Origin of the sequence: Microbacterium horticulturae, from assembly GCF_029094505.1 — a bacterium.
Classification (GTDB): Bacteria; Actinomycetota; Actinomycetes; order Actinomycetales; family Microbacteriaceae; genus Microbacterium; species Microbacterium horticulturae.
This window is the reverse complement of sequence record NZ_CP119108.1, coordinates 3,156,755-3,183,232: the sequence shown is the minus strand read 5'-3', so window position 1 is coordinate 3,183,232 and position 26,478 is coordinate 3,156,755. Positions and strand designations below refer to the sequence as shown.

23 protein-coding genes are annotated in these 26,478 nt (G+C 68.7%); 12 read left to right on the top strand and 11 right to left on the bottom strand.

Annotation, left to right across the window (positions count from 1 at the left end; all coding sequences use genetic code 11):
* Positions 1-107: 107 nt before the first annotated feature.
* Positions 108-1,289 (top strand): glycosyltransferase, encoded by a 1,182-nt coding sequence (locus PU630_RS15070; protein WP_275277875.1) that lies wholly within the window; start codon positions 108-110, stop codon positions 1,287-1,289.
* Positions 1,289-2,389 (top strand): glycosyltransferase family 4 protein, encoded by a 1,101-nt coding sequence (locus PU630_RS15065; protein WP_275277874.1) that lies wholly within the window; start codon positions 1,289-1,291, stop codon positions 2,387-2,389. The genes PU630_RS15070 and PU630_RS15065 overlap by 1 nt, the downstream gene beginning before the upstream one ends.
* 136 nt (positions 2,390-2,525) lie before the next feature.
* Here PU630_RS15065 and PU630_RS15060 read toward each other — a convergent pair whose 3' ends face one another.
* Together PU630_RS15060 and PU630_RS15055 are read right to left on the bottom strand one after the other, a co-directional pair.
* Positions 2,526-2,939 carry a type II toxin-antitoxin system VapC family toxin gene (locus tag PU630_RS15060; RefSeq protein WP_275277873.1) on the bottom strand — a complete coding sequence of 138 codons (414 nt, stop codon included), beginning with the start codon at positions 2,937-2,939 and terminating at the stop codon, positions 2,526-2,528.
* Entirely contained in the window at positions 2,936-3,199 is a 264-nt protein-coding gene (locus tag PU630_RS15055; protein ID WP_275277872.1) for an AbrB/MazE/SpoVT family DNA-binding domain-containing protein, read from the bottom strand. The genes PU630_RS15060 and PU630_RS15055 overlap by 4 nt, the downstream gene beginning before the upstream one ends.
* Positions 3,200-3,362: 163 nt before the next feature.
* Here PU630_RS15055 and PU630_RS15050 point away from each other — a divergent pair, with 163 nt between their 5' ends.
* Positions 3,363-5,561, top strand: coding sequence for an ATP-dependent Clp protease ATP-binding subunit (locus PU630_RS15050; RefSeq protein ID WP_275277871.1), 2,199 nt, complete (start codon positions 3,363-3,365; stop codon positions 5,559-5,561).
* 360 nt (positions 5,562-5,921) lie between these two features.
* Here PU630_RS15050 and PU630_RS15045 read toward each other — a convergent pair whose 3' ends face one another.
* Positions 5,922-7,295, bottom strand: coding sequence for a glucose-6-phosphate dehydrogenase (locus tag PU630_RS15045; RefSeq protein ID WP_275277870.1), 1,374 nt, complete (start codon positions 7,293-7,295; stop codon positions 5,922-5,924).
* Between the two features lie 63 nt (positions 7,296-7,358).
* Here PU630_RS15045 and PU630_RS15040 point away from each other — a divergent pair, with 63 nt between their 5' ends.
* Positions 7,359-9,155, top strand: a complete 1,797-nt coding sequence (locus PU630_RS15040) for a glycoside hydrolase family 15 protein (protein WP_275277869.1) — start codon at positions 7,359-7,361, stop codon at positions 9,153-9,155.
* A gap of 255 nt (positions 9,156-9,410) precedes the next feature.
* Here the strand turns inward: PU630_RS15040 and PU630_RS15035 are convergent, their stop codons facing one another.
* The 4 genes from PU630_RS15035 to PU630_RS15020 form a co-directional block, all read right to left on the bottom strand.
* Entirely contained in the window at positions 9,411-10,502 is a 1,092-nt protein-coding gene (locus PU630_RS15035; protein WP_275277868.1) for an ABC transporter permease, read from the bottom strand.
* Positions 10,499-11,383 carry an ABC transporter ATP-binding protein gene (locus tag PU630_RS15030; protein ID WP_275277867.1) on the bottom strand — a complete coding sequence of 295 codons (885 nt, stop codon included), beginning with the start codon at positions 11,381-11,383 and terminating at the stop codon, positions 10,499-10,501. Before PU630_RS15030 ends, PU630_RS15035 begins: the two co-directional genes overlap by 4 nt.
* Positions 11,384-11,489: 106 nt before the next feature.
* The gene (locus PU630_RS15025) at positions 11,490-12,233 is read right to left on the bottom strand and encodes a response regulator (protein ID WP_275277866.1); all 744 of its coding nucleotides are present in this window, start codon (positions 12,231-12,233) and stop codon (positions 11,490-11,492) included.
* A complete protein-coding gene (locus PU630_RS15020) occupies positions 12,220-13,467 on the bottom strand; it encodes a sensor histidine kinase (RefSeq protein ID WP_275277865.1) in 1,248 nt (415 codons plus the stop codon). The genes PU630_RS15025 and PU630_RS15020 overlap by 14 nt, the downstream gene beginning before the upstream one ends.
* A 160-nt stretch (positions 13,468-13,627) precedes the next feature.
* On the opposite strand from PU630_RS15020, the gene PU630_RS15015 reads away from it, so the two are divergent.
* Together PU630_RS15015 and PU630_RS15010 are read left to right on the top strand one after the other, a co-directional pair.
* Positions 13,628-14,212, top strand: coding sequence for an NADPH-dependent FMN reductase (locus PU630_RS15015; RefSeq protein ID WP_275277864.1), 585 nt, complete (start codon positions 13,628-13,630; stop codon positions 14,210-14,212).
* A gap of 279 nt (positions 14,213-14,491) precedes the next feature.
* Positions 14,492-15,388, top strand: coding sequence for a LysR family transcriptional regulator (locus PU630_RS15010; RefSeq protein WP_275277863.1), 897 nt, complete (start codon positions 14,492-14,494; stop codon positions 15,386-15,388).
* 26 nt (positions 15,389-15,414) lie between these two features.
* Here PU630_RS15010 and PU630_RS15005 read toward each other — a convergent pair whose 3' ends face one another.
* The 4 genes from PU630_RS15005 to PU630_RS14990 form a co-directional block, all read right to left on the bottom strand.
* Complete coding sequence (locus PU630_RS15005; protein ID WP_275277862.1) at positions 15,415-16,257, bottom strand: exodeoxyribonuclease III; 843 nt, start codon at positions 16,255-16,257, stop codon at positions 15,415-15,417.
* Positions 16,258-16,435: 178 nt separating this feature from the next.
* Complete coding sequence (locus PU630_RS15000) at positions 16,436-17,005, bottom strand: YbhB/YbcL family Raf kinase inhibitor-like protein (RefSeq protein ID WP_428981962.1); 570 nt, start codon at positions 17,003-17,005, stop codon at positions 16,436-16,438.
* 142 nt (positions 17,006-17,147) lie between these two features.
* Positions 17,148-18,560 carry a Re/Si-specific NAD(P)(+) transhydrogenase subunit beta gene (pntB, locus tag PU630_RS14995; RefSeq protein ID WP_275277861.1) on the bottom strand — a complete coding sequence of 471 codons (1,413 nt, stop codon included), beginning with the start codon at positions 18,558-18,560 and terminating at the stop codon, positions 17,148-17,150.
* Positions 18,557-20,104 (bottom strand): Re/Si-specific NAD(P)(+) transhydrogenase subunit alpha, encoded by a 1,548-nt coding sequence (locus PU630_RS14990; protein WP_275277860.1) that lies wholly within the window; start codon positions 20,102-20,104, stop codon positions 18,557-18,559. The genes pntB and PU630_RS14990 overlap by 4 nt, the downstream gene beginning before the upstream one ends.
* 240 nt (positions 20,105-20,344) lie before the next feature.
* Here PU630_RS14990 and pyrE point away from each other — a divergent pair, with 240 nt between their 5' ends.
* The 6 genes from pyrE (at position 20,345) to PU630_RS14960 (ending at position 26,476) form a co-directional block, all read left to right on the top strand.
* The gene (gene pyrE / locus PU630_RS14985) at positions 20,345-20,923 is read left to right on the top strand and encodes an orotate phosphoribosyltransferase (RefSeq protein ID WP_275277859.1); all 579 of its coding nucleotides are present in this window, start codon (positions 20,345-20,347) and stop codon (positions 20,921-20,923) included.
* A 302-nt stretch (positions 20,924-21,225) separates the two neighbouring features.
* Positions 21,226-22,260 carry a LacI family DNA-binding transcriptional regulator gene (locus PU630_RS14980; protein ID WP_275277858.1) on the top strand — a complete coding sequence of 345 codons (1,035 nt, stop codon included), beginning with the start codon at positions 21,226-21,228 and terminating at the stop codon, positions 22,258-22,260.
* Positions 22,261-22,371: 111 nt separating this feature from the next.
* Positions 22,372-23,661 (top strand): ABC transporter substrate-binding protein, encoded by a 1,290-nt coding sequence (locus PU630_RS14975; protein ID WP_275277857.1) that lies wholly within the window; start codon positions 22,372-22,374, stop codon positions 23,659-23,661.
* A 69-nt stretch (positions 23,662-23,730) separates the two neighbouring features.
* Positions 23,731-24,621 (top strand): carbohydrate ABC transporter permease, encoded by an 891-nt coding sequence (locus PU630_RS14970; protein WP_275277856.1) that lies wholly within the window; start codon positions 23,731-23,733, stop codon positions 24,619-24,621.
* Positions 24,618-25,553, top strand: coding sequence for a carbohydrate ABC transporter permease (locus tag PU630_RS14965; RefSeq protein ID WP_275277855.1), 936 nt, complete (start codon positions 24,618-24,620; stop codon positions 25,551-25,553). The genes PU630_RS14970 and PU630_RS14965 overlap by 4 nt, the downstream gene beginning before the upstream one ends.
* Positions 25,550-26,476 (top strand): ROK family protein, encoded by a 927-nt coding sequence (locus PU630_RS14960; protein WP_275277854.1) that lies wholly within the window; start codon positions 25,550-25,552, stop codon positions 26,474-26,476. The genes PU630_RS14965 and PU630_RS14960 overlap by 4 nt, the downstream gene beginning before the upstream one ends.
* Positions 26,477-26,478 lie beyond the last annotated feature (2 nt).

The following is a 26,478-nucleotide window of genomic DNA, read 5'->3' as shown; positions in this document are numbered from 1 at the left end:
CTGGAAGGGCGGCCGGGTTCCCCGGCAACGTCGCAGGGCGGGGTTAGAGTGGTGGACGGCGTGCGGCCACCGCCGTGCGTCAAGCAGAGAGAGGCACCCACTTCACCGTGACTCCCGCCGCACCCGCGCGTCCGCTGACGATCCTGATCGGCGCAGACACCTTCACTCCGCATGTGAACGGAGCCGCCCGGTTCGCCGAGCGCCTCGCTGCGGGGCTGGCCGCGCGCGGTCATGACGTCCACGTCTCCGCCCCCAGCAACGGCCACCGCAACCGCGGCACGTTCGTCGAGCGGATCGAGGGTCAGCCGATCACCGTGCACCGGCTGCCGTCGTGGCGCTGGTATCCGCACGACTGGCTCACCTTCGTGCTGCCGTGGCTGAGCAAGCACTATGCCCGCAGGGTGCTCGACGAGGTCAAACCTGACGTGGTGCACATCCAGTCGCACATCGTGATCGGGCGCGGGCTCGCTCGCGAAGCGCGTAAGCGCGGCATCCCGATCATCGCCACCAACCACGTGATGGCCGAGAACATCATCGACTTCACGACGCTGCCGCCCCTGCTCGACAAGGTGTTCCTCAAACTCGCTTGGGACGACGCCGAGCGCACTCTCAAGATGGCGCGCGCGGTGACCACGCCGACGCGCAAGGCCGCCGACTTCCTCGAGTCGACGATCGACATCCACGGCGTGATCCCGATCAGCTGCGGCATCGACAAGGCGAACTACACCCCTGATCTCAGCCCGCGCGAGCACCGCCGGGTGCTGTTCGTCGGCCGGCTCACCACCGAGAAGCACGTGGATGTCACGCTGCAGGCGATCGCGAAGCTCGTGCCTGAGCTCGACGTCGTGTACGACGTCGTCGGTGGGGGAGACCAGCGGCACCGGCTCGAGCAGCTGGCGGCCAAGCTCGGCATCGCCGACCGCGTGACGTTCTACGGCAAGGTGCCCGAAGACGAACTGCGTGCCGCGTACTCGCGCGCCGATGTGTTCGTGATCTCGTCGATTGCCGAGCTGCAGTCGATCGCGACGATGGAGGCCATGGCCTCGGGCCTGCCGATCATCGGCGCCGACGCGGTGGCGCTGCCGCACCTCATCCATGACGGTGAGAACGGCTATCTCTTCCCGCCCGGCGACGTCGATGCTCTCGCCGACCGCATCCGCACAGTACTCACCGCCGACGATGCCGAGTACCTGCGGATGCAGCGCGCCTCGCTGGACGGCGTCGAGATCCACGACATCCAGAACACGCTCGACACCTTCGAGAAGCTCTATCGGGGCGACCCGCTGTAATGCGCCTGTTCTTCGACGCCCGTTACATCCGCACCGACTTCCATGACGGCATCAGCCGGTACTCCGCCGACCTCGCCGCCGCGGTCTTCGCGCAGGCGCCCGAGCGAGGGGTCGACGTCGTCTTCCTCATCTGGGACGAACGGCAGAGGATGCTGCTGCCCGACGGTGCGCGGGTGTTGAAGATCCATGCGCCCACCGCCCTGCGCGAACCGCTGACCGCGCTGATCCTGAACCGGCACAAGCCCGACGTCGTGTTCTCGCCGATGCAGACGATGGGCACGGTCGGGCGACGCTTCTCGTTGGTCCTCACCCTGCACGACATGATCTACTACCGGCACCGCACACCCCCGCGCGACCTTCCCGCGTTCGTGCGGCTGGGGTGGCGGCTGTTCCACCTGTCGTACGCTCCGCAGCGCCTGACGCTGAACGCCGCCGATGTGATCGCCACCGTCAGCAAGACGAGTAAACGGCAGTTTGCGCAGGTGCGGCTGACCAAACGCCCCGTCGTCGTGGTGCCCGATGCGCCGCAGCAGCTGCGCACACTCCTGCCCGAGGGCGTCCAGACCATCGGTGGAGCTCGCAATCTCGTGTACATGGGCTCGTTCATGCCGTACAAGAACGTCGAGACGCTCATCCGGGGCATGGCGCGACTGCCCGGCCGCACGCTGCATCTGCTCAGCCGCATCACTCCGGCAAGGCGCGCCGAGCTCGAGACGCTCATCCCCGCCGGTGCCGAGGTCGTGTTCCACGGCGGCGTGACCGACGCCGAGTACGCCCGCCTGCTGGCCGACCGCGCGGTGCTCGTGACGATGAGTCTCGACGAGGGCTATGGCCTGCCGATCGCCGAGGCGTTGGCGATGGGTGTGCCGGCGGTGGTCAGCGACCTCGAGATCTTCCACGAGGTCGCCGGACCCGGCGCGCTGTACGTCGATGCCGAAGACCCCGCGGGCTTTGCGACGGCGGTGGCCGCGCTCGACGACGCCTCGGCGCGAGGCGCCATCGTCGCAGCCGGTGCCGATCACATCGCGCAGTTCAGCTGGCCGCGCTCGGCCGAGACGCTGCTCGATGTCGTGACCAAGCTCGGCGCCTCTCGGCGCTGAGCTGCTGCGGGCCGGCTTCGATCAGGTGATCACGAGAGCGAGCCGGTGATGAGCGCGCCGAGTGAGGCGGCCACCACAGCTGGCCTCCTCATGGCTTCGGTCATCGTTCTGAGGCGGTCGACAGACGGCATCGCTGTCAGGCGAGCAGCTCCCAGCCGAGGTGCTGGGCGGCGGCCTTGTCGAAGGTCACGACGCGATCGGTGCCGAACAACGTCATCGTCGTCGCGATCAGGGCGTCGGCGAAGTCCGCGCCGTCTTCGGCGAGGGCGAGTGCACGCACGACGCCCTCGCCGTCTTCGAACTCGATCTCGTCCGCCTGGATCAGAGCGCGCACGATCGCGAGGCGCGCTTCCTTCGACATCTTGTACGTTCGCGCGAGTGTCCACGACAACTCAGCGAGACTCACGTGTGTGACCAGTCCGGGGCTGTCGGGAGTGAGCGTTGCGATGACGGCCGCAGCGGCTTCGTACTGTGCCGGATCGTCGCGAACAAAGAATCGTGCCAGGACATTCGTGTCGAGGCCGGTCAGCGAGGCATCGAGACCGATCACCTCTGCATGCTCCGCATCACGTGCTCCGCTGCAGCATCCGCGATGTCATCGTTCATCTGCTCGATCGAGATGGGCGGCTGGTCGGGGTTGTAGAGCACGCCCGCGAGGTCCATGATCGACCCGGTCTTCGGCACGATCGTGTAGCGCCCGTTCGGCAGCTTGACGAACATCACGCGCGAGCCCGCGACGAGCTTCAAGTCGTCGCGCACCTCCTTCGGAACGGTGATCTGTCCCTTGCTGGTCATTGTGGCAGTAGGCATGAAAATCCTTTCTGGCTCCATTTTTCCTTACCAAATGGGCGAGGACAAGGGAGTTGGAACCGCGTTCGGCACCCCTTGCCGCAACATCCACCCGCTGGTAAACTTGAGCCAGAACGACTCAAGTTTTAAAACGACGTGAGTCCCGCAGGTTTCAAGGAGACACATGAACGCACAAGCCCAGGCCGGACAGGAGGAGCAGCAGAGCCCCCTCGAACAGTTCGGCATCAATCTCACCGACCGTGCCCGCCAGGGCGGGCTCGACCCCGTCATCGGGCGAGACAGCGAGATCCGCCGCGTGAGCCAGGTGCTGACCCGGCGCACGAAGAACAACCCCGTCCTCATCGGCGAACCGGGCGTCGGCAAGACCGCCGTCGTCGAGGGTCTCGCGCAGCGCATCGTCGCCGGCGACGTCGCCGAATCCCTGAAGGACAAAGAGCTGATCGCGCTCGACATCTCTGCGCTCGTGGCCGGTGCCATGTACCGCGGCCAGTTCGAGGAGCGCCTGAAGAGCGTGCTCAAAGAGATCACCGAGTCCGAGGGGCGCGTGATCACCTTCATCGACGAGCTGCACGTGCTCATGGGCGCCGGCGGCGGCGAGGGTTCGGTCGCAGCATCCAACATGCTCAAGCCCATGCTCGCTCGCGGTGAGCTGCGCCTCATCGGAGCCACGACACTCGACGAATATCGTGAGTTCATCGAGAAGGATGCCGCGCTGGAGCGCCGCTTCCAGCAGGTGTACGTCGGCGAGCCCAGTGTAGAAGACACGATTGCGATCCTGCGTGGCCTCAAGGGCCGGTACGAGGCCCACCACGGGGTGACCATCAGCGACAGCGCACTCGTGGCTGCGGCATCCCTCTCCCATCGGTACATCCCGAGTCGCCAGCTGCCCGACAAGGCCATCGACCTGATCGACGAGGCGATGAGTCGGCTGAAGATGGAGATCGACTCGAGCCCTGTCGAGATCGACCAGCTCAAGCGGTCGGTCGACCGGATGCGGCTCGAAGAGCTGGCCCTGAAGAAGGAGAAGGACGAGGCCTCGAAGGAGCGCCTGGCGAAGCTGCGCGAGCAGATGGCGGTGGCCTCGGAAGAGCTCGAGGGTCTCGAAGCGCGCTGGGCGAAGGAGCGTGCGAGCCTGAATCGCGTCGGCGAGCTGAAGAAGCAGCTCGACCAGGCCACGATCGACCGCGACCGCGCCCTGCGCGAGGCCGACTACGCCAAGGCGTCACGCCTGGAGTACGAGACGATCAAGAAGCTGCAGGCGCAGCTGGCCGAGGCGGAGCAGGCCGAAGAGCAGCCGACCGAACCGCGCATGGTCAACGAGCAGGTGACCGACGACGACATCGCCGCCGTGATCGCCTCGTGGACGGGCATTCCCGTGGGGCGTCTGCTGCAGGGCGAGAGCGAGAAGCTGCTGCACCTCGAGTCGGAGCTGGGCAAGCGCCTGATCGGACAGAAGGAGGCCGTGAAGGCCGTCTCCGACGCGGTGCGCCGCTCGCGCGCCGGCATCAGCGACCCGAACCGTCCGACCGGCTCGTTTCTGTTCTTGGGCCCGACCGGTGTCGGCAAGACCGAACTGGCGAAGGCCCTGGCCGAGTTCCTCTTCGACGACGAGCACGCCATGGTGCGCATCGACATGTCGGAGTACGGCGAGAAGCACTCGGTCTCGCGTCTGGTCGGTGCCCCTCCGGGATACATCGGGTACGAGCAGGGCGGCCAGCTGACCGAGGCCGTGCGGCGTCGTCCGTACTCGGTCGTGCTGCTCGACGAGGTCGAGAAGGCGCACCCCGAGGTGTTCGACGTGCTGCTGCAGGTGCTCGACGACGGGCGGCTGACCGACGGCCAGGGGCGCACGGTCGACTTCAAGAACGTCATCCTGATCTTGACCAGCAACATCGGCTCGCCGATCCTCATCGACCCGCTGCTGTCGACCGACCAGAAGCGCGAGCAGGTCATGAACCTGGTGCGCTCGGCGTTCCGGCCCGAGTTCCTGAACCGGCTCGACGACATCGTGATGTTCCAGGCGCTCTCCGAGGACGACCTCGCCCAGATCGTCGAGCTGTCGGTCGACCAGCTGCAGAAGCGACTGCACGAGCGGCGGCTGACCCTCGCGGTCACGCCCGACGCGCGTGCGTGGCTCGCCCGACGCGGATACGACCCGGCGTTCGGCGCCCGTCCGCTGCGGCGGCTCATCCAGAGCGAGATCCAGGATCGGCTGGCCATGGCGCTGCTGTCGGGCAATGTGCACGACGGCGACGTCGTGCGGGTGGATGTCGCGGCCGACGACTCGCAGCTGGTGCTGACGTCGTCAGGTCCGGCCGCGGGGTCGGGCGACGACGTGATCGAGGCTGAGCTCATCGACTGATCCGGGGTGGGCGCGCGGCTCGGGCTTGGGCGCACGGCTCCGGTTTGGGCGCGTGGCTCGGGCTTGGGCGCGCGGCTTGGGCCGCGGCATCCACCCCTCCCCTCCCTCCGCGAGAACACGCTTGTGCACGCCTCAACGCGAAAAATGCGTGCACAAGCGTGTTCTCGCGGAGAGGGCCGTCGCGTCTCGGGCACCAGGGCTCGGGCCCCAGGGCGCGGCGCCGTGCGCGCGACCGCTTGCGGCGCGCAGAACTCAGCTCATCTGCGCGGCGCGCAGTGCGAAGCGGCGGGTTCCTGCGGTAATGCGCACAGATCGGATGAGTTCTGAACGGGGATGCCGGATCCGTGCCGCGCCGGTGGCTCAGATCTGCGATGTCGCCCAATCCGCGGGGCCGGTCGAGCCGGCGGGGTAGGTCTCGAGGGGCACCTCGCCGCGTGCCCATGCGTCGCGGACGGGTTGGATGATGCGCCAGCACTCCTCCGCGGCATCCGCCCGCACCGACAGGGCGACATCGCCGTCGAGCAGCTGCGAGAGCACCTCGGTGTAGGCCAGCAGCGTGCTCTTGCCGATCTTCGTCGACAGCGACTCGCGGCGCAGCGCGAACGGGTCGTCACCGCCGTTGACGTTGAGCACGAGCTCGATGCGGTCAGGGCTCAAACCGATGCGCAGCACGCCGCCGTCGGCCGGCTGGCCGGTGAGCCCGTCGGGGATGTGCCGCACCGGCTTGAAGGTGACGACGATCTCGGCGGTCTTCTCGCCCAGCGCCTTGCCGCTGCGCAGGGTGAACGGCACGCCCGCCCAGCGCGAGGTGCGCACCTCGCACACGATCTCGGCGAGCGTCTCGGTCTCGCGCGACGGATCCACGCCGTCCTCATCGACGTACGACGGCAGCGTCCGGTCGCCGATCGTGCCCGCCGTGTACCGGGCGCGGCGCGAGTTCCTCGCGGCGTTGTCGTCCCAGATGTGCGTCGCGCGCAGCGCCGCGCTCTTGGCGTCGCGCAGGTCGATCTCATCGAGGTCGACGGGCTCCTCCATCGCGAGCACGGCGAGCACCTGCAGCAGATGGCTCTGGATCATGTCGATCATCGCGCCGGCCTTGTCGTAGTACCGGGCGCGGCCCTCGAGCGCGAGCGACTCGTCGTAGCGCACGAGCACCGACGCGACGTGGTCGGCCGACCACACCGGCTCGATGAGCCGGTTCGCGAACCGCACACCCAGGATGTTGAGCAGTGTCGACCGACCGAGGAAGTGATCCACCCGGAAGATGTGGTTCTCAGGCACCAGTGTCGTCAACGTGGCGTTCAGCTCGCGCGCGCCGGCCTCGTCACCGCCGAAGGGCTTCTCGAGGGCGAGCACGGTGTCGTCGGGCAGCGACAGCTGCTGCATCGCTTCGCACGCGGCGACGGTGACCGCCGGAGGCACCGCGAAGTACATGACGAGCGGGCCGTCGATGTCTTCAAGCAGCCTCTTCAGATCGGCGGCCTTGGTGATGTCAGCCTGGGTGTAGGTCGTCGTGCCGAGCCGTTCGACCATGTCGGCGGTGTCTGACGAGGCGAAGGAGTCGTGCACCGTCTTGTTCCAGCGAGTGGTGCTCCACGCGTCGCTGCCGGCCCCGTGCAGGGCCACCTGTCGGTCGGGCTCTCGCTTGAGCAGCTGGCCGAGCGCGGGAAGGAGCAGGCGCGACGTGAGGTCGCCGGACGCTCCGAAGATGAGGAAGGTCGTTGTCTTCGGCATGGCCTTCACGATAATCCGCCTGGGTGCAGACGCAATGGGGGTTGCGGTGACAGACTCGAGACGATGTCGATTCCCATCGAAGATTACGCACTCCTGAGCAATTGCCGCACCGCCGCGCTGGTCTCGCGCGAGGGCAGCATCGATTGGCTCTGCGTGCCCAGACTCGACTCCGGTTCGGTGTTCGGTGCACTGCTCGGTGATGAAGACCATGGATGCTGGGGCCTGCGCCCCGTCGACGCGACGGCGACGGCGACCCGACAGTACGACGGCGACACGCTCCTTCTTGTGACGCGCTGGGAGGGCTCCAGCGGCGTCGCCGAGGTGCACGACATCATGCCGATCGGCAAGCACGGCAGCGTCGGCGAGGATCGCGTCGACATCGTCCGTCGGGTCGTCGGCATCAAGGGACTGGTCGAGTTCGACCACACCCTGCGCATGCGCTTCGACTACGCACGGGCGATGCCGTGGGTGCGCCAGATCGGCACCGACGAGACACCCGAACTGGTGGCGATGGCCGGGCCCGATGCCATTGTGTTGCGCGGGGCGCGGGCCGTGGCATCCGATCACGTCCACACCGGCAAGATCGCCGTCGCCGAAGGGCAGAGCGTCGACCTGATGCTCACGTGGTTCCCATCGCATCACCAGCCACCCGAGAGGCTCGATGTCGACGATGCCGTCGAGCACACGCGCACCTGGTGGCAGGAGTGGGCCGACAAGATCGTGCACGATGGACCGCATCGCCCCGAGGTCGTGCGCTCTCTGCTGATCCTGCGCGGGCTGACCAACCACGTCACCGGTGGCATCGCCGCGGCCGTGACGACGTCGCTGCCCGAGGACTTCGGTGGTGTGCGCAACTGGGACTACCGGTACGTGTGGCTGCGGGATGCCGCGCTGACGCTCGAGGCGCTGCTCGACCACGGCTTCATCAAGGTCGCCGCGCACTGGCGCGAGTGGCTGCTGCGGGCGGTGGCCGGTGACCCCGCCGATCTGCAGATCATGTACGGGCTCGCGGGCGAGCGCGACCTGGCCGAGCGCGAGATGCCGAGCCTGCCCGGATACGCAGACTCGGCGCCGGTGCGCGTCGGCAACGGTGCGGCGCTGCAGTATCAGGCGGACGTGATCGGCGAGGTGCTCGTGACGCTGGCAGCGGCGCGGGATGCCGGGCTCAACGAGTCCGCGTTCTCGTGGCCGCTCGAGAAGAAGCTCGTCGCCGAGGCCGCCCGACAGCTCGATCGGCCCGACAACGGGCTGTGGGAGATCCGCGGCGAGCCGCACATGTTCACGCACTCGCGGGTGATGGTGTGGGCGACGTTCGACCGGGCGGTCCGCGCCGTCGAGGTGCACGGACTCGAGGGGCCGGTCGAGAAATGGCGCGAGCTGCGCACGCGGGTCAAGAACGAGATCGACGAGCACGGCGTGACCGACGGGCACTTCACCCAGTACTACGGCACGACGGAGGTGGATGCCTCGCTGCTCCTCCTGCCCCAGGTCGGGTTCTGCGCACCCGATGACCCGCGCATGCTCGCGACGGTCACGAAGATCGAGAGCGACCTGCTGCAGCACGGACTGTTGCGCCGCTACCGCAACGCGACCGGTGTCGACGGGCTTCCGGGTGCGGAGTATCCGTTCCTCGCGTGCTCGTTCTGGCTCGTCGAGCAGTACGCGGCCACCGGTCGCCTCGACGAAGCGCGTGCGCTGATGGACCGGCTGTGCGGCCTCGTCAATGACGTCGGGATGCTCTCCGAGGAGTACGACATCGAGAACCGCCGGCAGGCCGGCAACACCCCGCAGGCGTTCTCGCACCTGGCGCTGGTGCGCGCCGCCGACGCGCTCAGCCGCGCACGGCACAAGCCGCGGTAGGTCTGCGGCGCGGCGCCGGCGCCGACGGCTGAGCGTTGAGTGGGCTTAGGGGACACCGGCCAAAACGGCATTGAACTTCCGGCTCACATACCGCCGCAGGGGCTGTGTGAGCCGAAAGTTCAATGCGTATTCGGGAGGGTGCGGTCCCGCTTGGGGCGTGCGGTCTCGCCTGGGGGCGTGCGCCGCTCGAGGTGCCGATCTTCCCGGGGGCCGCGCGGCGCCGTGGATGCCGCGCCGACCCGCGGCATCCACTCGCTACGCCTTCAGAGCCTCGCCCAGCTTCACGCGGGCACCCATGCGCAGCAGCGAGTTGCGGTAGATCTTCGACCCGACCAGAACCGCCGCGATACACGTGACGACCAGCAGCACGAGCGACACGAGCGGCTCCCACCACTGCGCCGACCCGAGGTACAGGCGCAACGGCATCGCCACCGGGGCCGAGAACGGCACGTACGACATCACGGTGAGCACGACGGGGTTGTCGTTGAACAGAATCACCAGGATGTACGGCGCGAGGATCAGCATCGTCAACGGCATGGTGGTCGACCCGATGTCCTCCTGGCGCGAGACCATGGCGGCCGCCCCGGCGAACAGCGCCGCCAACAGAATGAACCCGAACAGGAAGAACACCGCGAACCACACCATCGGTCCGCCCAGGCCCGCCAATACCGCGTTCTGACCGCTGACCGACAGGCCGATGATCGCGATCGCGACGAGCACGATGATCTGTGCCATCGCGAGGATAGTGTTGCCGATCACCTTGCCGGCCATCAGGGCCCGCACGGGGATCGCCGAGATGAGGATCTCGACCACGCGGGTCTGCTTCTCTTCGACGACGGACTGGGCGATCGTCGACCCGAACATCGACGCCGACAGCAAGAAGACGATTCCGAAGCCGATCGCGACGAGGTAGCGCAGCAGGGCGTCTTCGGGGCTCGAATCGAGCAGCTGCACGGGCGGCGAGACGCTCAGCGCCGCGACAAGCTCCTGCGGCATGGCGTCCTTCGCCACGATCTTCACCTGCACCGGGCTGTCGGCGTCGGGGACTATGGCGGCATCCACGTCTCCGCTCTTCACGAGCGCAATGGCGGCGTCGGCCGAGTCGGCGGTGGTGACGTCAAGATTCGACATGCCCGAGACGACCGACGCCGACTGGCTCGTCACGGCCACCGGCGTCTGCGACGGATTGGCCGCCGAGAAGCCGCCCCAGATGACGCCCGCCAGGGCGAAGGCGAACATGATCAGCGTCGAGATGACGAACGCCTTGCTGCGCAGTTTCGAACCGATCTCGCGCTCGGCGACGAGCCAGACGCTCTGTGCCAGTGTCGGCGATGCGGGGGTGCTCACTGGATGACCTCCTTGAAGATCTGGGCGAGGGTGGGATGCCGCGGTGCAAAGCTCTTCACGTGCGAGCCGTCGACGGCCCGCCGCAGCACGCGCTGGGCCGTCTCGTCGTCGTCGACGTCGAACACGGCCGACCCTGCAGCGAAGTCGACGACCGAAACGCCCGGCTCGTCGCGCAGCCAGCCGGCATCGCCCGAGGTGTGCAGCTCGTACCGGTGCCCGGCGTGCGCGGCGCGCAGCTCGTCGGCCGAGCCCGCCGCGCGGATGGTTCCCGCCGCGATGATGACGAGGTCGTCGCACAGGCGCTCGACGACGTCGAGCTGGTGCGAGCTGAACAGCACCGCCACGCCCTGCGCTGCGCGCTCCTGCAAGACCCCCGCGACCACGTCGACGGCCAGCGGATCGAGACCCGAGAACGGCTCGTCGAGGATCAGCACCTCGGGGTCGTGCACGAGCGCCGCGGCGATCTGCGCGCGCTGCTGGTTGCCCAGCGACAGCGTCTCGACCTTGTCGTCCAGGCGCTCGCCGAGTCCGAGCTGCTCGAGCAGAGCGGTGGCGTTCTGGTCGGCATCCGCCTTCGAATAGCCGTGCAGGCGCGCGAGGTAGGCGATCTGCTCGGCGACCTTCATCTTCGGGTACAGGCCGCGCTCTTCGGGCATGTACCCGAAGCGCCGCCGGTCGCCGTCGGAGATCGGTGCGCCGTCGAGCTGCACCTGGCCGCCCTCGGACTCGAGCACGCCCAGGGCGATGCGCATCGTCGTGGTCTTGCCGGCGCCGTTGCCGCCGACGAACCCCGTCAGCCGCTTCGGCGCGACGTCGAACCCGACGTCGTCGAGCACCCGGCGGCCGCCGTAGCTCTTGGTGATGCCGCGCAGTTCGAGCATCTGTCCTCCTCGTTCGGTGTGCTTCCACGCTACGGAGGGCGGGATGCCGCGGCATCCCCCGCGCGACGGGTTTCGCGCTCTCCGCCTGGCGGGGGAGGAGCCGCGCTCAGGCGAGCCCGCGCCGATAGGCGAGCACGACGGCCTGCACCCGGTCGCGGGCACCGAGCTTGGCCAGCACGTTCGACACGTGCGTCTTCACCGTGGCCTCGCCGATGAACAGGCGCCGCGCGATCTCGGCGTTGCTGAGCGCATCGGCCATCAGCCGCAGTACCTCGGCCTCGCGCTCGGTGAGGTCGACCGGCGCGGGTGCGGGCCCGGCGTGTTCAGCAGTCGGTTTCTGCGGGTCGCGGGCGGTTGCAGAAGGTGACTGCGGAACAGGGGCGGAGGGGGTGGATGCCGCACTCGCGGCCCCGTCGGCGGTGAAGCGCGCGATCACCCGGCGCGTGACCTCGGGCGAGAGCAGGGCGTCGCCGGCGGCGGCCACGCGCACCGCGCGCACGAGCTCTTCGGGTCCGGCGTTCTTCAGCAGGAATCCGGCCGCGCCCGCCGTGAGCGCCTCGAAGAGGTAGTCGTCGCGGTCGAAGGTCGTCACGATCAGCACGGCCGCGCCGAGCTCGCGGTCGGCCACGATGCGGCGGGTCGCCTCGAGGCCGTCCATGTCGGGCATCTGCACGTCCATACAGATGACATCGGGCTGCAGCCGGGCCGCCGCCGCGACGCCCTCGGTGCCGGTGGAGGCCTCGCCGACCACGTCGATGTCGTCGGCCGCCTCGAGGATCAGCCGGAACCCCGCCCGCATCATGGCATGGTCGTCGACGAGCAGCACGCGCAATGGCTCAGGCACCGGCATCCCCCGTCATCACGAGCTCCCCGGAGACGAGCGGCACCGTCGCACGCACCAGGAACCCACCGCGCTCGCGCGGTCGCGCCTCGACCGTGCCGCCGACCGCGAGGGCGCGCTCGCGCATGCCGACCAGGCCGAGGCCCCGGCCCACGCGGGTGACGCGGCGGCCGGTGTTGGTGATCTCCACCTCGATGCCGGCGTCGTCGTATCGCAGTCGCAGGTCGGCCGTGGCATCCCGCCCCGCATGTCTGCGCGCGTTGGTCAGGGCCTCCTGCGCGATGCGGTAGAGCGAGACCTGCACGGTGTCGGGCACCGGGTGTGGCTCGCCGATCACGGTGAGCGTCGCGGGCAGCCCCGCCGACGCCGACTCGGCGACGAGATCCGCGAGCCCGGCCAGGCCCACGGTGCTGGGCGCGTCGGCGTCGCCGTCCGAGCGCAGGGTCTCCAGCAATTGCCGCAGTTCGCGCAGCGCGTCGCGGGCGGAGCCCTCGACCTGGCCGAGGGTGCGGGATGCGGCATCCCGGTCTTTGTCCATCACGGCGCGCGCGGCCCCGGCCTGCACCCCCATGAGCGAGACGTGGTGGGCGACGACATCGTGCAGCTCGCGGGCGATGCGCACCCGCTCGAGGGCGACGGCCTGCGCCGCGGTGCGTTCGCGCTCGCGCTCGAGTTCGGCCGTGCGCTCCTCGAGGGCGCGGCGCTGCCGGGCGGCCGCCCACGCGCGCTCGCCGAAGAGGTAGGCGCCGCCGAAGTACAGCGCGTTGACCAGGATGTTCAGCAGCGCATACGCGACGAACGGCGAGAACGCTCCGGCACGCGAGAGCGAGTCGTCGGCGGGATGGGTCGACTCGATGAATGTGACCGTCAGGAGCCAGACGAACATGCCGAGCGTGATGCCCGCGCGCACCCAGAAAGCGCGGCGGCGATCGGATGAGATCGCACCGACCGTGTAGAAGCCGATGAACATCGCGATGTTGCCGGCGTACAGCTCGGGCACGTGCCAGGTGACGGCCGCGAAGTACGAGGTCGCGGTGATGACGGCGACCGTGCCGGGCCGGCGACGCCGCACGGCGATGGCCGCGGCGAGCACGACGGCGTAGACCACGGCCGCCCACATCGGCGCCTGCTGGCCGCCGTAGATGCCGGCGACCATGCCGAGCGCCGCGCTGATGATCGTGCCGATGCCGATCGCGGCGGCGAGGGCGATGTCCTGTCGCTGCAGGCGGGTTTCCACGCGCATCCCTCCACCGTAGGAGGGAACCGCCCCGGGTGCCTCCCCCGGCCGGCGGAGATCGGGAACAACACCATTCGCGGGAATACATCATAGGAACATCGGATTGACTGTTCGCGGGGCGCCCGACCCGGGGCGCCCGTTTCCCAGAACAGAAGGACGCTCAACCGTGCCCCAGTACACGATCGGCTACATCGTCGGCAGCATCTCGTCGACCTCGCTCAACCGCAAGCTCGCGAAGGCGCTCGCCGCCCTCGCCCCGGCCGGCGTCGAGCTCGTCGAGATCACCATCAAAGACCTGCCGTTCTACTCGCCCGACCACGACGGCGACTACCCGCAGGTGGCGCGTGACTTCAAGCAGGCCATCGCCGACGTCGACGGTGTGATCATCGTGACTCCCGAGTACAGCCGGTCGATCCCGGGTGTTCTCAAGAACGCGCTCGACTGGGCATCGCGTCCGTACGGACAGGGCTCGTTCGACGGCAAGCCGACCGCTGTCATCGGCACCTCGGGCGGCGCGATCTCGACCGCCGCGGCACAGCAGCACCTCAAGGCGATCCTCAGCCACTACAACGCGCCCACGCTCGGCCAGCCCGAGGGCTACATCCAGGCCGTTCCAGGCCTGTTCGGCGACGACGGCGAGGTCTCGAACGAGGGGACGGCCGCCTTCCTGCGCGCGTACCTCGACGCGTTCGTCGCGCTCATCGACCGCTACGTCGACGTGACCGCGAGCGACGAGTCGGCGGCCGCCTGACGACTGCTTCTTGACAAGGAGGGCCGGGATGCCGCATCCCGGCCCTCCTTCTTTGCGCACCCCACCGACAGTCGCTCTCCACCGCGTGTCCCCGTGCAGGGCGTCGGGGATCTTGCCCGACACGCCGGCGCCCCACCGCCGTGCACGGCCGCGCCCCACCGCCGTGCACGGCGCGTCACCGAAGATCCCCGACGCTGTGCACGCGGAGAGCGCGACCTATCATGAGAATCGACTCCTCGTGGCGGGGATCGTTCGGCATCATCGACGAAAGGCTGACGCGTGTTCGAGCTGCGACGATTGCGTCTGCTTGCCGAACTCGCGCAGCGCGGCACGATCGCCGACGTCGCGGCGCGGCTGTCGTACAGCCCTTCCACCGTCTCGCAACAGCTCAGCGTCCTCGAGCGCGAAGCCGGCGTCCCGCTTCTTGAGCCTGACGGACGGCGCGTGAGGCTCACACCGCACGGGCGACTGTTGGCCGAGCACGCGGTCCGAGTGCTCGAGCTCGACGAGGCTGCCCGCGAGGCACTGCGTTCTGCGCAGTCCGGTCAGGTCACGGTGCGCATCGCCGCGATGGCCACGGCTGCCGAGGCGCTCGTGCCGCGCGCGCTGGCAGAGCTTTCGGCATCCACTCCCGAGATCCGCGTGGAGATGCGCGAGATGTCGCCCGAGGAGGCGCTCGTCGAGCTCGCGGCACGCAGCTTCGACCTCGTCGTGGCCGAGCAGTACCCCGGCCACACGCGCGAGCTGCATGCCACCGTCGACCGCACGCTGCTGGGCACCGATCCGGTGCGGCTCGCCGTTCCTGCCGCATCGACGGCGATGAGCATCGGGGATCTCGCGGACGCGGCCTGGATCATGGAGCCCGCCGGCACCGCCGTGCGCCAGTGGGCGGTGCAGCAGTGCCGTCAGGCGGGGTTCGAGCCCGACGTCCGTTTCGAGGCCACCGACCTGGGCGTGCACATCAGCATGGTCGCCAGCGGTCAGGCCGTGGCGATCCTGCCCGATCTCGTGTGGACCGGCGACCGGCACGGGGTGCGCAGCATCGACCTGCCGGGCTCGCCGGTGCGCGAGCTGTTCGCGGCGACGCGTGCGGCCTCGCGCGGCAGCGAGCCCATCGGACGCGTGCGCGCGGCGCTGGCCGATATGCTCGCCGCCCGGCGGCCCGCGGAGGGGTGAAGGCGGCGGCCGTCAGCAGGCCACCGTCAGCCGAAGATCATCGGCACGTCATCGTCGTCGTCGGCCCGGAAGTCGGTGTCGACGACGACCGGCACGTGGTCGCTGGGAATCTCGCCCTTGCGCTCTTCGCGGTGGATCGATGCCCCGGTCACGGCATCGGCGAAGGCCGGCGACCCGAGGATGAAGTCGATGCGCATGCCCTCGTTGCGGGGGAAGCGCAGCCGCTTGTAGTCCCAGTACGTGAACCCTGCGGGCACGAGCGGCCGCACGACGTCGGCCAGCCCGGCCTCTTCGAGCGCGTGGAAGGCCTCGCGCTCGCGCGGTGACACGTGGGTGGAGACGCCCTCGACGACCGCGGGGTCGCCGTTGTCGGCATCCGTCGGTGCGATGTTGAAGTCGCCCACGAGCGCCATCGGCAGGTGCGGGTCGCGGGCGAGTTCGGCCTGCACGTGCCCGCGGAGGGCGGCGAGCCAGTCGAGCTTGTACAGGTAGTGCGGGTCGTTGAGACTGCGACCGTTCGGCACATACAGGCTCCAGACGCGGACGCCGTCGACCAATGCGCCGATCGCACGGGCCTCGAGCGGCCGGTCGGGGCCTTCCATTCCCTTCGCGAACCCGGGCATGCCGTCGAACGCGGTCTGCACGTCATCGACGGGCAGCCGGCTGGCGATGGCCACGCCGTTCCACTGGTTCAGCCCGTGCGCGTGCACCTCGTAGCCGGCGTCTTCGAACGGCCCGTACGGAAACTGGTCGGGCCGGCACTTGATCTCCTGCATCGCGAGCACGTCGACGTTTTCACGCACGGCGAACTCCACGGTGCGGGCGACGCGGGCGCGGATCGAGTTCACGTTCCAGGTGGCCAGGCGCATGCGTCCAGCCTACGGCCGTCCACCGACATGCTCAGGACGGCGAGGGATGCCGCGAGCGAGTCTCCGCCGTGCTCACCCCGCCGGATTCATATGGATTTGTCTCGTGCACATCAAACCGTCCCGCAGTTTGATGTGCACGAGACATTTTCATATGACTTTGACCAGGGTGCCCGTGCGGTCAGTCGCTCGAGGCGGTGCCCACCAGGATCCCGCGCGCCAGTGCGTGGAAGTGCCGATTGAAGCCGAGCACCGCCGGCGTCGACCCGGGCGCGAGGTCGAGGTGTGAGACGTCGAGCGCGTCGACGACGAAGAAGTAGCGGTGCACGCCCGTGGTCTGCGGGGGAGCGGCGCCGATGTAGTGCTCGACGCGCGCCTCGTTCGGCAGCGTGACCGCCCCGGCCGGTAGCGACCCGGCCCCGCCGTCGCCCGCGTTCGCGGCGAGCTCGGTCGTCGACGGATCGATGTCGTAGACGGCCCAGTGCCAGAAGCCCGAACCGGTCGGCGCGTCGGGGTCGAAGCACGACACCGCGAAGCTGCGGGTGCCCTCGGGTGCTCCCGACCAGCTCAGCTGCGGTGAGCGGTCGGCACCGCCCATGCCTGAGCCCCAGCACTCCTTCGGCAGCGCCTCGCCCTCCGCGAAGTCGGCGCTCGTGAGCGTCATCCGGGGGAAGTCCTTCAGCCGTGCAAGCTCCGCATACGGGTCGTACTCGAACATCGCGTCCTCCTTCGTCGCAGTCCTGTCGCCCACGGTACCCGCTCGCTCCGGTCGTTCGATTGTCGACGAAGTGGTGGCAGGTGTCGTCGACATGCTGAAGTGTGCGCTGCATCGCTCGGGGGGTACCTCTGGGCCATTTCAGCATGTTGAAGGCACAGCGCGGCGTGCGTGCACCTCACAGCGCGACAAGGATGTCCTGCACCCGCTCCTTCGCGTCGCCGAACAGCATCCATGCGTTGTCGCGGAAGAACAGGGGATTCGCCACGCCTGCGTATCCCGACGCCATCGAGCGCTTGAACACGACGACCTGACGGGCCTCCCACACCCGCAGCACCGGCATGCCCGCGATGGGCGAGCCCGGGTCTTCGGCGGCGGCCGGGTTCACCGTGTCGTTCGCGCCGATCACCAGCACCACGTCGGTGTCGGCCAGGTCGTCGTTTATCTCGTCCATCTCGAGCACGATGTCGTACGGCACCTTCGCCTCGGCCAGCAGCACGTTCATGTGCCCGGGCAGACGCCCGGCGACGGGATGGATGCCGAACCGTACCTGCACGCCCCGTTCGATCAGGCGGCGCGCCAGGTCGGCGACCGCCGACTGCGCCTGGGCGACGGCCATGCCGTACCCGGGGGTGATGACGACGGTGGAGGCCGCTTCCAGCATGTGCGCCACAGATGCGGCATCCGTCTCCTGATGCTCGCCCTGCTCCTCGTCACCAGAGGCCGGTGGGGCGATGCCGAAGCCGCCGGCGATCACCGAGATGAACGAGCGGTTCATGGCCTTGCACATGATGTACGACAGATAAGCACCCGACGACCCGACGAGCGCGCCGGTCACGATGAGTAGGTCGTTGTTGAGAAGGAAGCCGGCGGCGGCCGCCGCCCATCCCGAGTAGCTGTTGAGCATCGAGATGACCACGGGCATGTCGCCGCCGCCGATCGAGGCGACCAGGTGCCAGCCCAGCGCGAGCGCGAGGATCGTCACGACCACCAGCAGCCACAGCTGCGGCGTGATCACGTACCAGGCGGTCAGAGCGATGAAGACGACGATCGCGCCGATGTTCAGGGCGTTCTTGCCGGGCAGCATGAGCGGGCGAGAAGACATCTTCGCCGACAGCTTGAGGTAGGCGACGACCGAGCCGGTGAGGGTCACGGCGCCGATGAACACCCCGATGAACACCTCGGCGTGATGGATGCCGAGCAGGTTCGCTGCCACGCCCTCGTCGCGCAGCGCCCCGTTCCACCCGACGAGAACGGCGGCAGCGCCGACAAAGCTGTGGAAGAGGGCGATGAGCTCCGGCATCCCGGTCATCTTCACGGTGCGCGCCTTGTACAGGCCGATCGCAGCCCCCACCACGACCGCCACCACGAGCAGGATCAGCCCGAGCATCGCGTTCGGTTCCCCCCACGCGTTTGCGATCATGAGCCACAGCGTCGCGAGCAGGGCTGTGGCCATGCCGATCATGCCGTAGACGACGCCGCCGCGGGCGCGTTCGTGCTTGCTGAGACCGGCCAGGCTCAGGATGAACAGGAGGGCGGCGACGATGTACGCCGCGCCTGCGACGGCCCCGGCCACTGCTGCCGCGGTCACCTCTGCGGTCCCTTGACGAACATCGACAGCATCCTGCGCGTGACGGCGAAGCCGCCGAACACGTTGATGCTGGCGACGAGCACCGCCACCGCGGCGAGGATCTGCACGGCGACGCTCGGCACCGTCAGCTGCATCATCGCGCCGACGATGATGATGCCGCTGATCGCGTTGGTCACGCTCATGAGCGGCGTGTGCAGCGCATGCGTGACGTTGCCGATGACGTAGAAGCCGACGACGACCGACAGTGTCAGCACGAGGAAGTGCTCGGGCAGCGGCGGCGGCGCGAACGCGCAGATTGCGAAGAGGGCGGCCATGCCCAGGGCGATCAGGCCTCCTCGCGCGGTGCGCGACATCGGTCGCTTCTCGGGAGGGGTGGATGCCGCGGCCGCCGCCTCCGGCGCGGGCTTGGGAGCCGGCGTGGCCGACACCGAGACGGCCGGCGGAGGCCAGGTCACCGTGCCGTCGCGGGTGACGGTCACAGCGCGCTGCACGACGTCGTCGTCGTCGACGGTCAGCTGCCCGTCCCTGTCTGGCGTGAGCAGCGCCAGCAGATTGACGAGGTTCGTGCCGTACAGCTGCGAGGCCTGCGTCGGCAGACGCCGCGCGAGGTCGGAGTAGCCGAGGATGATGACGCCGTTGTCGGTGACGATCCGTTCGTCGGCCACCGATCCCTCGACGTTGCCGCCCTGGGCCGCGGCCATGTCGACGATGACGCTGCCGGGCTTCATGCTCGCGACATCGGCCGCGGTGATCAGGCGCGGCGCCGTGCGCCCGGGGATCTGCGCCGTCGTGATGATGATGTCGACGTCGCGCGCCTGCTCGGAGTAGATCTCGGCGGCGCGCCTGTCGTACGCCTCGCTCGTGGCCTTCGCGTAGCCGTCCGTGGACTGCTCCACCGCGGCATCCACCGCCAGATAATGGCCGCCGATCGAGGCGACCTGATCAGCGACCTCGGGGCGCGGATCGGTGGCGCGCACGACGGCGCCCAGGCTCGAGGCGGCGCCGATGGCGGCCAGGCCCGCGACGCCCGCTCCGGCGACCAGCACCTTCGCGGGCGGCACCTTGCCGGCCGCTGTCACCTGCCCGGTGAAGAAGCGGCCGAACTCGTGTGCGGCCTCGATGACGGCGCGGTAGCCGGCGATGTTGGTCATCGAGCTGAGCACGTCCATCGACTGCGCGCGCGAGATGCGCGGCACGGCGTCGAGGGCGAGGGCAGTCACCCCGCGGGCGGCGAGCCTTTCGAGCAGCTCGGGGCTGTGCGCGGGGCTCAGCAGAGCGGCGAGCACCGCGCCCGGGCGCAGCAAGGCGATCTCGTCGTCGGTGGGGGCAGCGACCTTCAGCACGACGTCGGCCGCCCACGCCTCGGCGGTATCGACGAGCGCGGCGCCGGCAGCGGCGTAGGCAGAGTCGGGGAAGCTGGATGCCGCTCCCGCCCCGCGCTCGACGACGACGTCGTAGCCCAGCCTGCGGATCTTCTCGACGGTGATCGGGGTTGCGGCGACGCGCGTCTCCCCGCGGTGTTCGGCGACGATGCCAAGACGCATGGATGCTCCGTGATCGGGTCGGGTCTCTGCGACCGACTATAGGACGGCCCTGTGCCCTGTGCCCTTCTCGCGGGGTCGTACCTTGTTTCGCGAGGTCGCACCTCATCTCGCGAGGTCGTACCTTGTTTCGCGAGGTCGTACCTTGTTTCGCGAGGTCGTACCTTGTTTCGCGAGGTCGTACCTTGTTTCGCGAGGTCGTCGGCAGCGGGCCGCGGCATCCCGCCCCGTAGACTTCTTCGCATGACCGCCGCCTCCACGCCCGCGCTCGAAGCCGACCGCCAGACTCTCATCGGCCTGATCACCGACGAGGCCGTGTTCCACGGCGACTTCACGCTGTCGAGCGGCAAGAAGGCGACGTACTACGTCGACATGCGCAAGCTCACGCTTGATCACCGCGCGGCGCCCGCGATCGGGCGCATCATGCACGACCTGATCCGCGAGGTCGACGGCATCGTCGCTGTCGGCGGGCTGACCCTCGGCGCCGACCCGATCGCGAACGCCGTGATGCACGAGTCGGTGCGCACGGACCGGCCGCTCGACGCGTTCGTCGTGCGCAAGGAGCCGAAGGATCACGGCCGGGGCCGCCAGATCGAGGGGGCGGATGTCGCGGGCAAGCGCGTCGTCGTGCTCGAAGACACCTCGACCACCGGTCAGTCGGCCCTCAAAGCGGTCGAGGTGTTGCGGCGCGAGGGCGCCGAGCCGGTCGCCGTCGCGGTGATCGTCGACCGCAAGACCGGCGCGCAGGCCGCCGTGGAGGCGGCCGGGCTGCAGTGGCTGGCCGCGATCGACCTCGACGACCTGGGGCTCGAACCGCAGTAACGGCCCGCCCGTCTGCTCCGGCCCTGGCGGGATGCTCTGCCAGCACGCCGACGCGCACCGTCTCGCCGATCGGGCCATCACGCGGTGGTCTGAAAGTGCATTGAACTTCCGGTTCACACAGCCGAATGCAACTGTGGCGTCGCCTCACCTCTTGATGCGCTCACGACATCAAGAGGTGAGTGCGTGCGATGCCTTCGCGTGTGAACCGGAAGTTCACTACGTCTGGAGGATGTGTCGACTCGCGTCGCGCCTGGCGGCGCTGGTTTGGTAACGTTGCCGAAAACGCGCCAGATCGGACCGCCATGGAAGACGAACCGACGCTCGACAAAGCGCCCCGCCGCGCGACGATGAAAGACGTCGCCGCGCGTGCCGGCGTGGGTCTGTCGACCGTGTCACGCGTCGTCTCGGGCAAGGGCGGTGTCGCCGCCGCAAAGGTCCGCGCGGTCGAGAAGGCCGTGCGCGAGCTCAACTTCAGCCGCAACGACTCCGCGCACACGCTGCGCACGGGGTCGTCGGCCACGGTCGGCATGGTGGTCACCAACATCTCCGACCCGTTCTTCTCGGCGCTGATCAAGGGCGTGGAGGAGCGGGCTCGTGAGCGTGACCTCGTGGTGCTGGTGACATCGGTGACGGATGCCGCAGACGAGGCCGAGCGCGTGATCAGGCGCCTGCTGCGCCGCAGCCTCGACGGGCTCATCCTCGTCGCTCCCGAGGGCAGCGACCTGGGCTTTCTCCAGGAGCAGACCGGCACCCCGGTCGTCTTCGTGGACCAGCCGCCGAGCGACCATGTGACAGCCGACCTGGTCCTCGTCGACAATGAGGGAGGCGCGGTCTCGGCGGTCGAGCACCTGTACGGCGCCGGTCACCGGCGCATCGCGTGCTTCGCACACGAGAGCGGTCGCTACACGTCCGTGCGCCGCGAGGCGGGGTACTATCAGGCGCTCAGGCGGCTCGGTCTGCCCTCCGATCGCGCGCTCGTCGTCTCGGTCGAAGACGACGTCAACGTCTGCGCCGAGGCGCTGCTCGAGCTCTCCCGTCTGCCCGACCCGCCGACCGCGATCTTCTCTACGAACGGGCGCACGACGCGGGCGCTCCTGGGTGCACAGCGGCTGCTGGGCTCCCGCCTGGCACTCGTCGGCTTCGATGACTTCGACCTCGCCGAACTCATGGATCCGCCCACTACGACGATCGCTCAGGACCCGGTGGCAATCGGCGCGGCGGCGGCGGATCTTCTGCTCAGCCGCATCGACGGCAGAAGCGGTCCCACCCAGCGCATCATCCTCGGCACGCGCCTCGTCGAGCGCGGCTCGGGCGAGCTGCCTCCCCATCACGATTAGGTCACATCACGGGCGGGTCATGCGGTCTCGTCTTGCGTCTGGCAACGTTTTCAGATTTCATAGCATTCAGCCGGCGAAATGCGGGCTGAACAACATCCAACGGAGGATCACATGCGCAAAGCACTTGCAGCAGTCGCGGGGCTGGCGGTCGCCGGTCTCGCACTCGCCGGCTGCTCCGGTTCCAGCGACAACGGCGACAACGGCGACAGCGCGAACGACGACAGCCAGGTCGAGGTGTTCACCTGGTGGGCATCGGGGTCGGAGAAGGCCGGTCTCGACGCGCTCGTCAAGGTGTTCAACGAGCAGTACCCGAACACCAAGTTCGTCAACGCAGCCGTCGCCGGCGGTGCCGGCTCGAACGCGAAGAACGCGCTCGCGTCGCGGCTGAAGGCGAACAACCCGCCGGACTCGTTCCAGGCCCACGCCGGAGCCGAGCTCACCGACTACATCGAGGCCAAGAAGATCGAAGACCTCAGCGGCTTCTACGACGAGAACGGGCTGACCGACGTCTTCCCGTCCACGCTGCTGGACCGCCTGACCGTCGACGGCAAGATCTACTCGGTGCCCAGCAACATCCACCGCGCGAACGTCACCTGGGTCAACACCGACCTGCTGACCAAGGCGGGCATCGACCCGAAGGTCGCCCCTGCCGACCTCGACGCGTGGCTGGCTGATATGCAGAAGCTCAAGGACAACGGGGTCGAGACCCCGTTGTCGGTTGCGACCGACTGGACGCAGGTGCAGCTGTTCGAGAACGTGCTGCTCTCGGTGCTCGGCGCCGACGGCTACCAGGGCCTGTGGGACGGCACGACCAAGTTCGACTCGGCCGATGTCACCACGGCGATCAACTACTACACGAAGCTGCTGAGCTTCGCGAACACCGACGGCACCGGGCAGGACTGGCCCGTGGCCACCGACATGGTGGTCGACGGCACCGCGGCCTACAACGTCATGGGTGACTGGGCGCTGGCCGAGTTCGACGCCAAGGGCATGACGTACGGCAAGGAGTACACCACCTGGCCGACGCCGGGCACCGACGGCACGTTCGACTTCCTCGCCGACTCGTTCACGCTCCCGGTGGGCGCTCCGCACGCCGCAGGCGCGAAGAACTGGCTGAAGACGATCAGCTCGGCCGAGGGGCAGAAGGCGTTCAACCTGGCGAAGGGCTCGATCCCGGCGCGCACCGACGCCGACCCCGCCGACTACCCGGTGTACCAGCAGGGTGCCATGGCATCGTTCGCGAAAGACACCGTCGTCAGCTCGCTGGCGCACGGCGCCGCGGTGAAGGTGTCGTGGCTGAACGACATCACCTCGGCGATCGGGCAGTTCGTCTCGACCAAGGACGCCGGCACGTTCCAGGACGCGCTCGTCCAGGCGCAGACCAAGGGTCTGGGTCAGTAACAACCACGGAACGCGCGGGGCGGCGTGCTTGCGCCGCCCCGCGCGTATCCTCATCTCTGGAGGACACCGATGCGCAAAGGCATCCGCAACTGGGGACCGCCGCTGCTCCTGATCTCGCCGACGATCATCCTGGTCGGCATCTTCGTCTACGTCCTCATCGGCGTGAACTTCTCCACGGCCATGACGAAGGACTCGGCGCTGACCGCGTCGGAGTTCGTCGGGCTGCAGAACTTCGTCGACCTGCTCACCGAGCAGCGCTTCCTGCATTCGCTGGCCAACCTCGGCATCTTCACCCTCTTCTTCATGGTGGGCACGATGCTCTTCGGGTTTCTCTGGGCGTGGATGCTGGACAAGGGCGTCACCGCTGAGGGCGCGTTCCGATCCATCTACCTCTTCCCGATGGCTGTCTCGTTCGTGGCGTCGGGTGTGGTGTGGCGCTGGCTGCTCAGCTCGGCGCAGGGCGATCGCGCTTCGGGGCTGAACCGCCTGCTGCAGTCGATCGGCCTCGGCGGCCTGCAGAACGACTGGTACAACGCGCCGGGGTGGGGAATGGCCGCCATGGCCATGCCCGCCATCTGGCAGCTGGCCGGCTATGTCATGGCGCTGTTCCTGTCGGGCTTCCGCGGCATCCCCGAAGAACTCCGCGAGGCGGCACGCATGGATGGTGCCTCCGAATGGAAGCTCTACCGGTACGTCATCTTCCCGCAGCTGAGCCCGGTCGCACTCTCGGCGCTCGTGATCGTCGCGCACATGTCGCTGAAGGTCTTCGACTTGATCATGGCGGTCACCGGCTCGGTGTACATCACCGAGGTGCCCGCGACCTACATGTGGGTTGCCCTGACGGGGGCCGAGTACGGCAAGGCGTCCGCGATAGCGACGATCCTGCTCCTGCTCGTGTGTGTGTTCATCGTGCCGTACCTGATCTACACAGCCCGCGCGGAGAGGAAGGCCCGGCGATGAGTGAATCGGCAACCATGGCGGTCACCACCGGCATCGAACGACGCAGCGACCGCCTCAGCAACGCCCCGTCGGGCAGCCGCGCGAGGCGTCGGCTGAGCCGCACGGCCAAGTACGTCATCCTCATCCTGTTCGTCGTCATCGTGCTGATGCCGGTGTACGTGCTGCTGGTCACGAGCCTGAAGGGACCGTCGGATGTGTCGGCGGTGACCTCGTGGCGCCTGCCCAGTCGCTGGCCGTGGCAGGCGGGACCCGACGGCGCGACCGGCTTCGACAACTGGGCCACGGCCTGGAACACCCTGGCCGCGCCGCTGGGGCGCACCTTCCTGCTCGCGATCCCGGCGGCGATCATCTCGGCGATGCTCGGGTCGATGAACGGCTTCGTGCTCTCGCGCTGGAAGTTCCCCTACGCGAACGTGGTGTTCACGCTGATCCTGTTCGGCATGTTCATCCCGTACCAGGCGATCATGGTGCCGCTCGTGCAGATGAAGACGACGCTGGGCATGCCCAGCAGCATCGTCACGCTGCTGTTCGTGCACATCATCTACGGTCTGCCGATCTGTACGCTGATCTTCCGCAACTACTACGAGGGTGTGCCGAACGAGCTCATGGAGGCCTCGCGGGTCGACGGCGCCGGCATGCTCTCGTCGTACTGGCGGATCATCCTGCCGCTGTCGCTCCCCGGTTTCGTCGTGACGATCATCTGGCAGTTCACCTCGGCGTGGAACGACTACCTTTTCGCGCTGTTCCTCTCCGATGCGAACCAGGGACCGGTCTCGCTGTCTCTGGTGAACCTGTCGCAGGGTGCTCAGCTGTCGAACTACGGCGCGTCGATGGCCGGGGCGCTGATAGCGTCGCTGCCGACGCTGCTGGTGTACATCATCCTCGGCAAGTACTTCATCGGCGGCCTCATGAGCGGGTCGGTCAAGTCGTGACCGACCTCGCTCTGGCCGTCGACCTGGGCGGCACGAAGGTCGAGGCCGCCCTCGTCGACAGTGCCGGCGCTGTCGTGCCGGGCTCGCGCGCGCGCCGTCCGACCGGGCCCGGCGCCACCCCCGATCTGCTGCAGGGCGCTCTCATCCAGGTGGTGCGCACGGTGCTCTCCGGAGCGGGAGCCGGAGCGGGCGACGGCGTGGTCGGCGTCGGCATCGGCAGTGCGGGACCCATCGACCACGCGGCGGGGACGATCGCGCCCGTCAACATGCCGAAACTGCACGGGATGCCGCTGCGCGACGTCGTGGCCGACGCCGTGGCTCGCGTCGGCCACCGCGAGGTGCCGGTGTGTCTCGGCCACGACGGCGGCTGCCTGGCGCTGGCCGAGTCGTGGGTCGGTGCGACCCGCGACGCGCGTGTGTCGCTGGCATTCGTGGTGTCGACCGGGATCGGTGGCGGCTTCCTCGTCGACGGGCGCCTGTTCGCCGGCACCACCGGCAACGCCGGACACCTCGGTCAGATGCACTCCGACGACGGGCTGTCGCTCGAGCGGGTGGCGTCGGGACCGGCGAGTGTCGAGTGGGCGCAGAAGCAGGGGTGGGCGGGGACCACCGGCGAAGAGCTGGCGGCGGCCGCGGCATCCGGCCACTCCGTCGCCCGCGCCGCGATCGAGCGCTCGGCGCGCGCGATCGGCCGTGCGCTCGCCGACATCGCGGCGCTCGTCGACGTCGAGCTCTTCGCCGTGGGCGGCGGGTTCTCGCACGTGGCCGACGACTACGTCGACCTCATCGGCGCGGCTCTGCGGGAGGCCGCCGCACTGGACTACGCGCGCGCGGCGCGCATCGTGCGCAGCGGACTGGGCGGCGACGGGCCGCTGATCGGTGCGGCTGCGCTCGTGCTGCGCCGCGAGACCGCCGCGGTGTAGCT